Here is a 14951-nt window from a genome sequence, read left to right on the forward strand (position 1 = left end):
TTAATCTATATATGTGAGGCATTGATAGGTTATTCTTCTTTCAGATAAGCTTCAATAAATAAATCCAAATCACCATCAAGTACTTGCTCAGCTTTTCCTGTTTCTACATCAGTTCTGTGATCTTTGATCATCTGATAAGGGTGGAAGACATAAGATCTAATCTGACTACCCCATGCTATCTCTTTATGCTCACCTCGTAATTCATCTATCTTCTCTGCTTGTTTTTCCTGTAAATAATCGAATAATTTGGCCTTTAAGATCTTTAAAGCACCTTCCCGATTCTTATGCTGAGAACGTTGATTTTGGCACTGCACTACAATCCCTGTTGGCTGATGAGTAATCCTGACAGCAGAATCGGTCGTATTAACATGCTGACCACCAGCACCACTGGCCCGATAAGTCTCTATCTTCAGATCATTCTTATCAATATCAACCTCAATATCGTCATCAATCTCAGGCATTACATCAACTGAAGCAAAGGATGTATGTCTTCGCCCTGAAGAATCAAACGGAGAAATTCTGACCAAGCGATGAACCCCCTTCTCAGACTTGAGATAGCCATAAGCATAAGGCCCACTAATCTGTAAGGTCACACTCTTAATCCCTGCTTCCTCCCCTGCCATAAACTCCAGGGTACTGACTTGATAACCATGCTGCTCAGCCCAGCGGGTATACATTCTCAACAACATCTTGGCCCAATCTTGTGACTCTGTCCCGCCGGCTCCAGGATTGATCGCTAATAAAGCATCACTATCATCATATTTACCAGATAATAAAGTCTGTAACTCAAGCTGTTCTAAATCCTTAGCAAGCGGGCCAACTCTAGATTCAACCTCAGCAATCACCTCTTGGTTATCTTCCTCTACAGCTAACTCCAATAACAGACTGAGATCTTGATATTCCTCTTCTAACTGATCAAACCGCTTAATCTTACCTTTAAGATTACTCCCTTGCTTAGCAACCTTTTGAGCTGCCTCACTATCATCCCAAAAATCAGGCTGAGCCATCTGCTCATCAATCTCTTCCTTTTGGGTTAGTAGCTGATCATAGTCAAAGAGATTCCCTCAAATCTGATAATCTATCATCAATTTCTGCTAACTTCGCTTTTAACTCTTGCTCCTGCATTCAATCGCCCCCAAAACTTGTTAGTTTACAGTTGATAGAAAAAATCTAAAAACAGATTTTTTCATCACGAAGGGTTCGAAGAACCCGAAGGGAAACTATTAAACCCTCTTAAAATTATAATTTTAATCTTTAAACTATCAATTTTCAACTATCAATTATCAATTGGTTTTAACTCTCTAGCGCTTTTTACTAATTCTTTTTACTAATTCTTTTTACTAATTCTTTTTACTAATTACTAGTTACTAGTTACTAGTTACCAGTTACTAATCACTAATCACCAGTCTCTATTTATCAATACAGCACTTCTTATACTTCTTGCCACTACCACACGGACAAGGGTCATTACGACCTGGTTCTTCTTCCTTAACAATCGGTTGGCGTTTAACCTCTTGTTTTTCTCCACCAGCTTGAGCTTGTTGTCCTTGCTGAGGTTGTTTAGCAGTATCATAAGCTGTCATCATCGGTCTCTGCTCATAATTTAAATGCTGTGGCTTTTCTTCTTCAGAATCCTCCTTGACAACCTCAATCTTAAAGATATATTTGATAATATCCTCTCTGATCCAAGAGTTCATCTGCTTAAACATCTCAAAACTTTCAAATTTATATTCTACTAATGGATCACGCTGTCCATAAGCTCTCAGTCCAATTCCTTGACGCAATTCATCCATTGCTTTTAAGTGATCCATCCATTTTTGGTCAATCACCTTTAACATTACTAATTTAACTAACTTATTCATCTTCTCAGCAGTCAACTCTTCCCGCTTCGCTTGGTAAGAGTCCTTAAATTGATCAACTAACTGCTCTTTAATCTCTTCAGTTCTTAATCCTGCTAAATCTTCCTCTGTCAAATCAACCTTTAATGATAAGCTCTCTAGCTGATTGATCAATCCAGCTAAGTCCCAATCACTAGGGGCCAACTCCTCATCAGCATAGATCTCCACTATCTCATCTAACCACTGATCGGCCATCCCAAATAATATCTCCTCAAAATCTTCACCGGTCAAGACCTTACGACGCTGTTCATAAATAACCTTCCGTTGACCATTTAAAACATCATCATACTCCAAGATATTCTTCCTGATTTCAAAGTTACGATCCTCCACCTTCTGTTGGGCATTGGCTAATGACTTTGTAATCAATTTATGCTCAATCGGTTGATCATCATCCAATCCTAGAGTATTCATTACCCCTGAGATCTTATCTGAACCAAACAGACGCATCAAATCATCTTCTAATGAAACATAAAAACGGGAAGAACCAGGATCTCCCTGTCGACCTGAACGACCACGTAGTTGATTATCGATTCTTCGACTCTCATGGCGTTCAGTACCGATTACATGTAGACCACCTAGATCTGTAACCCCTTCTCCTAAAACAATATCAGTTCCTCGACCGGCCATATTAGTAGCAATCGTAACTGCTCCTTTTTGACCAGCCCGTTTAATGATCTCTGCCTCTCGTTCATGGTGCTTAGCATTTAAAACCTCATGCGGCACATGAGCTTGTTTTAACTTTCTACTCAACTTTTCTGAGTTTTCAATTGAAACTGTACCGACCAAGGTAGGTTGGCCCTTCTTATATCTCTCCTTAATATCTTTAACTACAGCATTGAACTTTGCTTCCTCAGTCTTATAGATCACATCAGGTAAATCTTCTCTAATTACAGGTTCATTAGTCGGAACTACAACTACATCAAGATCATAAATCTCATCAAACTCACTCTCTTCTGTCTCCGCAGTACCGGTCATCCCTGCTAATTTATTATACATTCTAAAGAAGTTCTGGAAGGTAATACTGGCCAACGTCTGAGTCTCACGCTGAATCTCAACCCCTTCCTTAGCTTCAATAGCTTGATGCAATCCATCACTGAATCTACGTCCACTCATCAAACGTCCCGTAAATTGATCAACGATATGCACTTCACCATTCTTAACTAAATAATCTTGATCCCGCTTCATCAACGCATGGGCTTTTAAAGCTTGATTTAGATGGTGTAAGTGATCTAAATATTGATTATCATATAAATTATCGATCCCTAGCATCTTCTCAACTTTATCTATTCCCGATTCATTCAAGCTGATTGATTTTGCCTTCTCATCAACTTCATAATCTTTATCCTCACCTTCTTCTAATCTAGGAGCAATCTTAGCAAATTTATAGTATAATTTAGGTGATTGTTGTGATGGCCCCGAGATAATTAATGGGGTTCGTGCCTCATCAATTAAGATACTATCAACCTCATCTAAGATAGCATAATTGAGCTCTCGTTGCACCAACTGATCTTCATTAGTTGCCATATTCCCCCTTAAATAATCAAACCCAAATTGATTATTCGTTCCATAGGTGATATCAGCTTGATAGGCTTCTCTTCGCTCTTCATAATCCATATCTTGTAAGATAACTCCTACTTCTAACCCTAAAAATTCATAGATTTGGCCCATCCACTCTTGGTCACGCTCAGCCAAATAATCATTAACTGTAACAATATGAACTCCCTTACCGGTCAAACCGTGCAAATAAGCTGGTAAAGTAGCAGCTAAAGTCTTACCTTCTCCAGTCTTCATTTCAGCAATCTTACCTTGAAATAAGACAATTCCTCCAATCAATTGAACATCATAATGTCTCATTCCTACCGTTCGCTTCGCAGCTTCTCTAACGACAGCAAAAGCTTCAGGTAATAGATCTTCCAAACTTTCCCCAGCTTCTAATCTAGACTTGAACTCATCAGTTTTGGCCCGTAATTCTTCGTCCGTTAACTCAACAATTTCATCTTCCCAACTATTAATCTCGTCAACCAATGGCTCTAACTTCTCAAGTTTCTTCTCATTAGGATCAACAAATAACTTCTTTAAAAAACCAAGCATTTTTTACCCCTCTCAATTTATTATTAACATAACTTAAGTTTAAGGCTTAGGTTAAGGCTAAGTAAATCATCAAAAACATAAGAACTTAGACCTTACTTAAACTTAGACTCAAACTTAAACTTAGTTATAATATCTCTTAGTTTAACTCACATAACAACGATATAATCTACCCATCTTAATTTCAAAGTCCATTATACATTATAACACTTAACTATTCAATAGGCAAACAAAGAAGCTAGCTGCCTAGGCAGCTAGCTTCTTTGTTTGATTCAGCTTCACTTTTTACTTATAATGTCGGTTCAATCAAACCATAATTCCCATCATTTCTTCTGTAAACAACATTTACCTCTTCAGTATTGGCATTAGAAAAGACAAAGAAATCATGATCTAACAAATCCATCTGCATTACTGCTTCTTCAACCGGCATCGGCTTAATCGCAAAACTTTTAGTCTTAACAATCTTAGCAGCTAAATCTTCATCTTCCTCATCTCGCACTGATCTTTTTCCTAACTGCTCTTTAAATTCTAATTTCTCTCGTCTTAATTTATTGCTAATTCTAGTTTTATACTTACGAACTTGTCGTTCTAGCTTTTCAATTACACCATCAATTGAAGCATACATATCTCCAGTCTCTTCTTCACCACGCAAGATCAAGCCATCTGCAAAAATAGTTACCTCAACTATATGTCGCTCCTTGTCCACTTCAAAAGAAATTTGGCACTCAATTACAACATCTTCATCAAAGTACTTCTTGAGCTTTCCAATTTTCTCTCGACCATAATTCCTTAAAGCATCAGTAATTTCGATATTTTTACCTCTAACCATGAATTTCATTTAGGATCAACTCCTTTTTTTTAGAGAAAATAAGTGTATATTATGTTCTTCTTCATCAATTTCCATTCTCCTGCTTAAAATCACTTTTTTCTGCTAAATATAAATAAAATTCAGAATATTGGCAATATCCTGTGAAGCATAGCCTTTAATATTAAAAAAAGACCCTGGACTCATCCAGGGTCTTTCATTTATGTCAAGAACAAACTTACTTACAGTTTAGTTACTTTATCAGCTTGTGGTCCTCTGTCGCCTTCAACGATTTCAAACTCTACTTCTTGACCTTCGTCTAAAGCTTTGAATCCTTCTTCTTCAATTGCTGAGAAGTGTACGAATACGTCGTCTCCTTCTTCTCTTTCAATAAATCCATACCCTTTTTCGTTGTCAAACCATTTTACGCTACCTGTTAATTTCATCAGTTAATTCCTCCTAATTTTTGTTACTGTAAAGCTAAACTCATCATCCTACAACTTAAATCCAATTACTAATTTATAATTATTTTTCAGTTATAGTCAATAATAAACTTACAGCTTAGTTACTTTGTCAGCTTGTGGTCCTCTGTCGCCTTCAACAATTTCAAACTCTACTTCTTGACCTTCATCTAGAGCTTTGAATCCTTCTTCTTCAATTGCTGAAAAATGTACAAATACGTCGTCTCCTTCTTCTCTTTCAATAAATCCATACCCTTTTTCATTGTCAAACCATTTTACACTACCTGTTAATTTCATTAATTCATTCCTCCTATTATTTCTTACCTTTAAAATTTTAGCAGTCTTTCAACTCACTGTCTTAAATATAACATATATTTTAAAACTTGTCAACAAAATTATAAAAAATAATTTTTCTTTCTAGCCGATTATAAAATCTTAGCTAGAAACTTTTGCGTCCGCTCCTGCTGGGGATCTCCAAATATTTGCTCTGGCGGGCCAACTTCCACAATCAGCCCCTCATCCATAAATAAGACTCGATCTCCAACCTCCCGAGCAAAGCCCATCTCATGGGTTACAACTACCATCGTCATTCCTTCTTCCGCCAAATCCTTCATTACCTCTAATACATCTCCAACCATCTCAGGGTCCAAAGCAGACGTTGGCTCATCAAATAACATTACTTTAGGTTGCATCGCTAATGCCCTAGCAATCGCAATCCTCTGCTTTTGCCCACCTGATAACTGTTTGGGATAAGTAGTTGCCTTATCTCGCAACCCAACCTTATCCAACAAATCATAAGCTATCTTTTCTGCTTCTTTTCTATCAACTCCCTTAACCTTAACAGGAGCCAAAATTATATTTTCTAATACATTTTTATGAGGAAAGAGGTTGAAGTGTTGAAAGACCATCCCTGTTTCCTGCCTTATTTTATTTATATCCACTTGCGGAGAATTTATTTGTTCTCCTTCTATCCAAACTTTACCTGCAGTGATCTCTTCTAACCGATTCAAACAACGTAAAAAAGTACTCTTACCTGAGCCACTTGGCCCGATCACTACTACAACTTCACCTTGGTTGATCTCTTCATCAATCCCAGACAAAACCTCTAAATCTCCAAAACTCTTATGCAGGTTCTCTACTTTAATCACCGACATTCAACCTCCTTTCTGCATAGTTGACCAATCTAGTCATAATAAAGGTCATAATAAAGTATAAAAATGCTACAGCAGTAAAGATCAAAAATGACTCATAAGTTCGACTGATAATCAACCGTCCCTGTCTCGTTAAATCTCTGACCGCAATTACCGATACTAAAGATGAATCCTTCAATAAAGCAATAAACTCATTACCCAATGGTGGAACTACCTGCTTGATCGCTTGAGGTAAGATTACAAACTTCATTGCTTGTGGATAAGACATCCCCAATGAACGAGCAGCTTCCATCTGTCCTGTATCGATCGCATTAATCCCCGAACGGACTATCTCTCCTACATAAGCACCACTATTTAATCCTAACCCCAAAATTGCAGCTACATGAGATTGAATATCTATCCCCAAATTTGGTAAACCATAATAGAGCAAAAAGAGTTGAATCAATAATGGAGTACCCCGAAAGAATTCAATATAAGCTTTAGCCAATCCTTTAAAAAGTTTATTCCGTGATACTCTAGCCAAGCCTAAAATCGTTCCAATCACAATCCCAATCATTACAGCAAAAAACGTCAACCTAATCGTCATTCCAGCACCTTGTAATAAATACGGCAGAGCCTGCCTTAAAACGGCTATTTTGTCAGCTATCATCAATCCCAATCCTTTCTTATTAGATTAAATTCAACTTTTAATGAAATTCATCTACATTTTGAATCAAACAAATGTAAGTTTTATTAACCACAATAATTATACAAGATTATTATTATTTATTCAAGAAGAATTAAGTCTAAGTCCAAGGCAGATATCAAGCTTAAGTTCAAGGCTAAGATTAAGTTTAAGTCAACCACTAGAAACATAAGGGCTTAGCTCTTACTTAGACTTAGACTCAAACTTAAACTTAAACTGAATTGTAATTAACTTAAATTCAAACTAAAAAAGCAGCAGGGTCTCCCCTACTGCTTTTTTCTTACTCAAACCACTTGCTAAAGATCTCATCATAAGTACCGTCTTCTTTAATCTCTGCCAATGCTTGATTGATATTCTCAACTAACTCTTCCTCACCTTGACGCATTGCCATCCCATAAAACTCCTCAGTAAATGGCTCGCCGACAATCTCAACGCCACCTCGTTCTTGGATATAATCAGCAGTTACAGGTAAGTCATTAACAACTGCATCAATTCGACCATTATTTAGATCCTCAAAAGCCTCAGGAATTACATCATAACGATTAACTTCCACATCATCCATCTCACTAACTACTATATCTCCTGTCGTTCCTAACTGTACTCCAGCCGTTTTTCCTTCTAAATCATCTAAGTCTTGAATCTCGTCATTATCTTCTAAAACTGCAATTACCTGCCCAGCATTGAAGTATGGATCAGAAAAGTCAACTGCTTGCTCTCTTTCTTCTGTAATTGTCATCGCAGAAATAATCAAATCATACTCATTTGCTTGTAAGCCAGGAATAATTCCATCAAAAGCCGTATCTTGAAGTTCAACTTCAACCCCTAGTCGATCTCCAACCTCATTGATTAGATCAACATCAAAACCAACGATCTCATTATCTTCATCGCGAAATTCAAACGGACGATACGCAGCATCCATTCCCACTGTCAAAGTCTCTTCCTCTTCAATTCGATCCCAAGTTGTTCTTTCATCTTGTGAACAACCTACTACTGCTAATAATCCTACCAATAATAAAATTAATAACGTCTTTTTCATTATTTATCTTCCTCCCTAATTTTTTAACTCACGTCAGTAATTATACACAATTACGCATAAAGATTCAAGAGGAAATTAAAGGTTAAGGCTTAGGCTTAGTCTAAGTTTAAGTAACCCCTTAAATTCTTTAAAATAAAAGTTATCTACAACCTTTAAAAATAATAATTCCTTAAACAATAAAAAAATTGCCCTTCGGCAATTGAAATTGATTCTAACTATGAACTTAAGCTTTATCTAACTTTTGATTTTACTTAGCCTTAAACTTAGCCTTAGACTTAAATTACGCACCCACCTAGCTGACCTGGTTTTTGCCCCCACACCCGCCTACTGGAGAATTCGCAAGATTTTCCCACTACTATCCCTCTCTAGATAAATTAATACTTATGTACAATTTTCCAGGTAGGACTCACTTCTAAGCCGCACCATGCTCAGTAGCTTCTACTACCTTACGTGGATCGTTTTGCCTGCGACTGGCATCGACTTTCAACCACAGACCTAGGTGAGTACGAATCTCATTATATCCTGCTAAAGAAAAAAAATCAAGGGGATATTAGTGGCTAGTGATTTGTAATTAGTGATTAGTCACTAGTTCGTAAAATCTAAAATTATTAAAAACATCCCTTTAGAATTGACTAGGTTTAGATTAAATTATTCGTTATCTTTTTTAACACTATTAATGAAACCATTTAATAATTTACCTACAATATTGGCATCTTTTTTTAAATTACTATATAAGTCTTCTTCTATATATCCTAAATCCCTAGACAGTATCAATAAATACTTGATTTCCTCCAATGAACCACGGGCAACATATAAAAACCGTAATAATTCTTTACTAGTATTTCTACCTGTCCCCTCTGCAATATTATTCGGAATAGATGTAACAGCTCTCTTTATTTGATCTATTAAACCAAACCTCTCACTTTTGGGAAATGAATCTATCGTCTCATATACCTCTAAGACCAACTCATGTGATTTCTGCCACACTTTTAATTTCTCAAAGTAATCTCTAGTGACTTGTGATTTTTTATCTGTAATTGATGAATTCATCTGTATTTTCTCCCCTATAAATTGATGCTATTATTATTCCATATCAAGAATTTAATATTCACTATTCTATATTTTTCTAACAGCCAGTTACTAATCACTAGTCACTAACTCTTGATTTTCTTTCTCCAAGTCATACAACTTCTGCAACGTCGGCTTTAACTGCTTCAGCTTCTCATCATCACTTTGAGCCATCAACTTCAACTTATCCCCTTGGCTGAGATTGAATTTGAGATCAATTCCTGCAATCTCATCTCTGATCTCTCGTTGTTCATCTTTCAGCTCTACTGTCTGTTGGCCCTGCTTTAATAACTCCTGTTCTTCCTCTACTAACTCAACCAATTCTTGATAAAGATCAACCTGCTTCTTCAACTGTTCTATCTTTTCCTCTTCTGATTTTAACATTTTTAAATCTCCCTTTCCTTGGCTAATTTTCTTATCCGTCTTCTGAAAGCCACTTACCTCTACTACTACATTATACCTCATCTTACTCAAAATTCAAACAACTTAACAATTCAACAACCTTAGTCTTTTCTCCATTTTAAGCAAAAAAGCCAGCAAGATTTCTCTTACTGACTCATTATCCTGTTATTATTCTTTTCGAAGATGGCGACATTGCTGGCAATTTAGCAGATATTACCACGATAGTCGCTGATCTCGGAATACTAATTTGAATAAACTTCTAATTCTTTACTATATATAATTAAATTGAACTTAGCTCTTTAATTTAGATATTATTCTTCAATTCAAATATTTATCTATATCATCTAATTTCTCTATATTAAATACCTCATCTATAACTATTTCTAATTCTTCTTTATCAAGTTCTTTTAGACTTTCTTTATATTCTTTAGGCAACCTCCCTATTTTTCTAGTTAATAATTTAAATGCTGTTTCCTGTAATTGTTCCATTTTACCCTCTATTTTACCTTCTTCTTTACCTTCTTCTTTCAATTTTTCTGCAATACTCATCACTTCTCCCCCTTTCTCTTTAGATACTTGCTCTGATATTCTTTTCACATCTTCCAAACCCGCATCGACAGCATCAGTCTCCATTATATACCTGACTATTATCTTAAAATATCCAATTGCTTTATTTTGCTTTTCTAATTCATCCAAGACCTTCAACGCTTCTAGGAGTTTCTCTTCAAAATCACCTTGAAAGATAGCACTCAAGACCTCTACAAAAACTCTCATCTGACAGATCTCTTTAATCTCTCCTTTATCATAAGCAGAAAGATCAAAGAGAATATATTCAAAATCAGGTAGATAGACTTCTGCCTCAATTGGTACTTCCTCTACAATATCACTTAGTTTAAGTCCTATATCCCATTCATATTTTCCATGATAGATTAGCATTGGTACTATTAGTGGAAGCTTATCAGCTCCTTGCTCTTTCTTTAAACTCCATACATTAATCATATATCTCAGAAGTTGTAGGGTAATGTTAGAGTATTTGTAACTCTTATGCTCAAAGATGAAGCATAAATAGCTCTCTTTTTCAGCTAAGTTAGCTTTATAAACTATATCAGAAAAGTGCTCAGCTAATTCATCATCAACGAAACTATCTTTTTCTATTTCTAAACTCGTCATATCTATCTTGGTTAGTAATCCAGATGGTAAATAGTGTTCTAAGAAGTCTTTAGCTGTTTCTTTTTGCTCCAGACTTCTTTTGAAGAATTTATCATGTGGCGTTTTCATTATTTTTACCTCACTTTTTTAGGTTCTATTATTATTATACCTTATCTTACTCAAAATTTAAATAACTTAGCTCCTAAAACGATCCAACTACCTTAGCCTTTTCTCCATTTTAAGCAAAAAAGCCAGCAAGATTTCTCTTACTGACTCATTATCCTGTTATTATTCTTTTCGAAGATGGCGACATTGCTGGCTATTTAGAAGATATTACCACGGTAGCTGCTACTTTTACTTAATCAAGATACTCCTCCAACTCTTCAATTTCTTCCATTTCAAATATCTTTGTACCTATTATCTTTAATTTATCATCACTCTGCTCTTTTAGCTTCTTAATATATTCTTTAGGTATTGACTTGAATTTATTAGTTAATTGTATTTCTATTAAGGCTGCCATTCCTAACCCTTGACCTATTTCTATCCCTTCTTCTCTGCCCTCTTCTCTACCTTTCTCCTTGGCTTCTCTTCGAGCCTCTTCTAAATTACTGACTTGATCATGGATCGCTTTCTGTCTGGCTTCGTACAATTCCCTAGCTTCTTCATCCTGGCTTAATACTTCCAAAGTCTCAGCAGCTTCCTTCAATTCCTTTATTCTCTCTTCAATCATCTTTACCACCTCACTTTTGGGTTTTTAAGAAATAAGAGCCATGGGATCAAATCACTGTCTATCTCATCCTCATCTTGATACTTACCTGCATCAAACTTAGGTAGTTCTATGAAATGTATCTCTTCTAAGTCCGTCAACACTTGATTAGTCTCTTTTTCTTTTAACAAGAAGCAATTATGATACTTATCCATCTCTTTTAGATAGCTGAAGTTCAAAATGTTAATTGCTACTGTCTTATTTAGTGTTCTGTATTTTTGACCTTTTTTCAGTTGTGATGAATATAGTTTCGACCAGTAATATAAGCTTCTCCTCTTCATATTGTATTGATTTTTTAGCTGAATCTCTACATTTATAGGAAAGGCTCAAAAAACCCCTTATGCTCGTCTTAGGGAATGAATGAGCCTTTTAATTTTAAGGTTCAATACCTTGAAATTAAATATCCTTTCTGTATATAGCACATACTAATAGGTTATAATATATATATAAGGAGGTGAAACTATGAGATTAACATTTAAATTCAAACCTAATTTTAGCCATAAACAATTGGAGATAGTTAAAGAGTTAAGTTGGCATACAAGTAAATTGTACAATATAGTCAACTATCAAATTAAGAATAATGAAGAAATAAAACCAGTATATACTAGATTAGAGAAACAATTTAAATCTAATTGGCATACTAATTATTTGCATAGCCATAATAGACAACAATTATTTAAACAATTATCTCGAGATTGGAAAAGTTACTTTAACTCTATTAAAGATTACAATAACAATCCAAGCAAATATCAAGGACAACCAAGACCACCTAAATTTAAATATTTAAATAGTAATCCAAGCGAAATCATATTTACTAATTTAGCTACTAGGATTAAAAGTGGAAACTTGTTGCTATCCCTATCTAAAGAAGTTAAATCTAAATATGGAGTAAAAAGTCTTAAATTTCAGTTGCCTTTAGCAATTGAAAGCTACATAAATTTAGATAACCTTCAACAAGTAAGGATAAAGCAAGATAACCTTTCTAATGAATGGTATTTGTTAGTAATATATAAAGTTGAGCCTAAAGACAAACCACAAGGTAATAATATAATGGCTATTGATTTGGGTTTGAATAATTTAGCTACCTTAACCTTTAAAGACAATACAGATAACTATATTATCAATGGAAAACCTATTAAAAGTAAAAATAGTTACTTTAATAAGGAAATTGCTAGACTTCAAAAAATTAGAATGAAGCAAGTAGGTAGTAAGCAATTTAAAGATACTAACAAGATTAAACAATTAAGACTAAAACGAAAGAATTATATTGCAAATTTTCTACATCAAGCTAGTAGAAAAATAATTAATCTAGCTAAAAAACACCAAGTATCTAAAATAATAATTGGTGATTTAAAGCAGATTAAACAGAATATGAACTATAATAAATCATTTGTTCAAGTACCAATTCAGCGTTTAAAAAAATTAATTGAGTATAAAGCTAAATTAGCAGGAATAAAGGTATATATCATTAATGAAGCATATACTTCTGGTTGTTCTGCACTAGATTTAGAAAGACTAAATAGAGATAATTATAATAAATCTCGTAGAGTTGAACGAGGACTTTTTAAATCTAATACAGGTTTAACTATAAATGCTGATATAAATGGTAGCTTAAATATAATGCGTAAATTTTTAGATGAAAAATGTATTCCCAAACTTATTAATCAAGCTAGGGATAATGGAGCTGTGAATCCTCCAGAACGAATAAGAGTTGCATGATAATAGGTGCAAAAACTTAATTACTAAACTTCGTTCAAACTCACCTAGTAGCAAATTGCTTTCTTAGAATTTGTGAAGTGTGAGAAGCCTCCGTTGCTCGTCTCGGAGGTGATTCACCTTTGTATTATTATTAGCAGTGGCTTTGACATCTAAACGAGATAACTTATCTTCATCCCAGTCCTTATTAATTTCAGCATTATCTATCTTTACCTCTACTATTTCTTCTTCCGTACCCTTAGTTCCAAATACAGCATTTAGAAATGCAATCAATATATTTGATCTTTTCTCCCTCCAAGTCCTTTTAGGACTTTCCGTGATGGCTAAATCAATCAATAATGATTTAGCCTATCTGAGCCAAATATCTTCTTAAAGACAAAGTCTACTTTAGGATCTAATAGTTCTTCTTTCATATTATCTTATCTTCCTTTCTAGTATTTGATTTTTTCAGCTATTAACTCTAATTACTACCTTGTAACTATATTATACCTTATCTTACTCAAAATTCAAATAACTTAAGCTACTTAAAGCAACTCTACAGCCTTAGCTTTTTCCTCCTTTGAGGTACTGAGGTAATACCTGTGAGTTGTTTCAATTGAAGAATGACCTGCTAATTCACTTACCGTTGCTATATCAACCCCTTTCCTGATTAGGATTGTAAAGCAGGTATGTCTGAATTTGTGAGGATAGACCTTCAAATCTACTTCATCCCCTATCTTATTTAAGAGGTTATTGATTGTATCACGGTGAGCTTTAGGACTTCTTTGGGTTAAGATTAGGTAATCACTTTCCTTATACTTACTATTATTCCTCTCCTCTTGCAGATAGCTTCTAATTGACTTTCTTACCTTTTGATTGAGTGGTATCTCCCGATATTTACTGCCTTTACCAACAACCTTTAGCTCACCAACTAATAGGTCTAAATGCTTTAATCTAATCTCTACTAATTCTCCTACTCTAATTCCTGTATATAATAGAAGGTGAACTATCATTCTATCTCTTTGGCTTATTTCTTCTCTGTCTAAGTAACTTAATATTCTTTCAACCTCATCTGCTGAGAAGATTTCAATATTGCTATTACTCCCCTTAGCTATCTTGATTCTATCTTTCTCTGGATAGACTAGCTTCTTACTGATTATCTCTTCTTCTAATAGATAATCATTGAATGACCTTAGAGAGTTGACCTTCTTATTGATAGTACTAACTGCGAATGCTCTTTCTCTTAAGTGATGAAAGTAGTTTCTAAAGTCTGCTCTTCTTAACTGCTCTAAGTCAACCTTGCTTCCTATCCATTCAAGGAAGCCTTTTACATCAGTCCTGTAATTCTCAATAGTCTTATCTGTCTTGGCATCTTCTTTGAGCCAGTTTTGATATTCTCTTAATATCTCCATCTGTATCCTCCTTCTTTTTTCTTCCTACAGTGGCGGCAGAGGCAGCAGTGCTGGCTACTTAGCCGACATAGCCACGGTAGCCGCCAATTTCTGAAGAAGATATTTGGCTATCTATCCACTGACTGCATTACTAAAATAATGCGGTGAGTTAGGTGAAATGAAAAAGTCCCTCTTCCCATGTGTTGTATGGAAAGAGGGATAATCAAGCTTTGTTAGTCTTTTAATGCAGTGAATTTGGACAGTTTAATGCCGTCAGTTTAAGATTAGGCTAGCCTATTTTTATTATAATATATACTTGTAATTTCTGATGGTACGGTCTAAAGTAAAAAAGACTA

Annotated in this window: 16 protein-coding genes; 1 reads left to right on the forward strand and 15 read right to left on the reverse strand. The window is 34.9% G+C overall.

Annotation, left to right across the window (positions count from 1 at the left end):
* Positions 1–29 precede the first annotated feature (29 nt).
* From prfB to MWH28_RS13040, 13 genes are all read right to left on the reverse strand, one after another.
* A protein-coding gene (prfB, locus tag MWH28_RS01335; RefSeq protein ID WP_248617465.1) for a peptide chain release factor 2 occupies positions 30–1125 on the reverse strand; the annotation gives its coding sequence in 2 pieces (ribosomal slippage) (positions 30–1052 and positions 1054–1125; 1095 coding nt in all).
* A gap of 284 nt (positions 1126–1409) precedes the next feature.
* Positions 1410–3989 (reverse strand): preprotein translocase subunit SecA, encoded by a 2580-nt coding sequence (gene secA / locus MWH28_RS01340; RefSeq protein ID WP_248617466.1) that lies wholly within the window; start codon positions 3987–3989, stop codon positions 1410–1412.
* 286 nt (positions 3990–4275) lie between these two features.
* A complete protein-coding gene (gene hpf, locus MWH28_RS01345) occupies positions 4276–4824 on the reverse strand; it encodes a ribosome hibernation-promoting factor, HPF/YfiA family (protein ID WP_248617467.1) in 549 nt (182 codons plus the stop codon).
* Between the two features lie 209 nt (positions 4825–5033).
* The gene (locus tag MWH28_RS01350; protein WP_248617469.1) at positions 5034–5237 is read right to left on the reverse strand and encodes a cold shock domain-containing protein; all 204 of its coding nucleotides are present in this window, start codon (positions 5235–5237) and stop codon (positions 5034–5036) included.
* A gap of 108 nt (positions 5238–5345) precedes the next feature.
* Complete coding sequence (locus MWH28_RS01355) at positions 5346–5549, reverse strand: cold shock domain-containing protein (protein WP_248617469.1); 204 nt, start codon at positions 5547–5549, stop codon at positions 5346–5348.
* A 128-nt stretch (positions 5550–5677) separates the two neighbouring features.
* A complete protein-coding gene (locus MWH28_RS01360) occupies positions 5678–6406 on the reverse strand; it encodes an amino acid ABC transporter ATP-binding protein (protein WP_248617470.1) in 729 nt (242 codons plus the stop codon).
* Positions 6393–7052: an amino acid ABC transporter permease gene (locus MWH28_RS01365; protein WP_248617471.1), complete on the reverse strand. Its 660-nt coding sequence runs from the start codon at positions 7050–7052 to the stop codon at positions 6393–6395. Before MWH28_RS01365 ends, MWH28_RS01360 begins: the two co-directional genes overlap by 14 nt.
* A gap of 316 nt (positions 7053–7368) precedes the next feature.
* The gene (locus tag MWH28_RS01370; RefSeq protein WP_248617472.1) at positions 7369–8124 is read right to left on the reverse strand and encodes a basic amino acid ABC transporter substrate-binding protein; all 756 of its coding nucleotides are present in this window, start codon (positions 8122–8124) and stop codon (positions 7369–7371) included.
* A 648-nt stretch (positions 8125–8772) separates the two neighbouring features.
* Positions 8773–9174 carry a four helix bundle protein gene (locus MWH28_RS01375; protein WP_248617473.1) on the reverse strand — a complete coding sequence of 134 codons (402 nt, stop codon included), beginning with the start codon at positions 9172–9174 and terminating at the stop codon, positions 8773–8775.
* Between the two features lie 90 nt (positions 9175–9264).
* Positions 9265–9576, reverse strand: coding sequence for a flagellar biosynthesis protein FlgN (locus MWH28_RS01380; protein WP_248617474.1), 312 nt, complete (start codon positions 9574–9576; stop codon positions 9265–9267).
* 336 nt (positions 9577–9912) lie between these two features.
* The gene (locus MWH28_RS01385; RefSeq protein ID WP_248617475.1) at positions 9913–10872 is read right to left on the reverse strand and encodes an Rpn family recombination-promoting nuclease/putative transposase; all 960 of its coding nucleotides are present in this window, start codon (positions 10870–10872) and stop codon (positions 9913–9915) included.
* 229 nt (positions 10873–11101) lie between these two features.
* The gene (locus MWH28_RS01390; RefSeq protein WP_248617476.1) at positions 11102–11473 is read right to left on the reverse strand and encodes an Rpn family recombination-promoting nuclease/putative transposase; all 372 of its coding nucleotides are present in this window, start codon (positions 11471–11473) and stop codon (positions 11102–11104) included.
* A 2-nt stretch (positions 11474–11475) separates the two neighbouring features.
* A complete protein-coding gene (locus MWH28_RS13040) occupies positions 11476–11790 on the reverse strand; it encodes an Rpn family recombination-promoting nuclease/putative transposase (protein WP_428323567.1) in 315 nt (104 codons plus the stop codon).
* Between the two features lie 181 nt (positions 11791–11971).
* On the opposite strand from MWH28_RS13040, the gene MWH28_RS01395 reads away from it, so the two are divergent.
* Positions 11972–13228, forward strand: coding sequence for an RNA-guided endonuclease InsQ/TnpB family protein (locus MWH28_RS01395; protein WP_248617477.1), 1257 nt, complete (start codon positions 11972–11974; stop codon positions 13226–13228).
* A 63-nt stretch (positions 13229–13291) separates the two neighbouring features.
* Here MWH28_RS01395 and MWH28_RS13045 read toward each other — a convergent pair whose 3' ends face one another.
* Together MWH28_RS13045 and MWH28_RS01400 are read right to left on the reverse strand one after the other, a co-directional pair.
* The gene (locus MWH28_RS13045; protein ID WP_428323568.1) at positions 13292–13561 is read right to left on the reverse strand and encodes a PD-(D/E)XK nuclease family transposase; all 270 of its coding nucleotides are present in this window, start codon (positions 13559–13561) and stop codon (positions 13292–13294) included.
* Between the two features lie 188 nt (positions 13562–13749).
* Entirely contained in the window at positions 13750–14616 is an 867-nt protein-coding gene (locus tag MWH28_RS01400) for a tyrosine-type recombinase/integrase (RefSeq protein ID WP_248617478.1), read from the reverse strand.
* Between the last annotated feature and the right edge of the window lie 335 nt (positions 14617–14951).

Source organism: Natroniella sulfidigena, assembly GCF_023223645.1.
GTDB classification, from domain to species: domain Bacteria; phylum Bacillota; class Halanaerobiia; order Halobacteroidales; family Halobacteroidaceae; genus Natroniella; species Natroniella sulfidigena.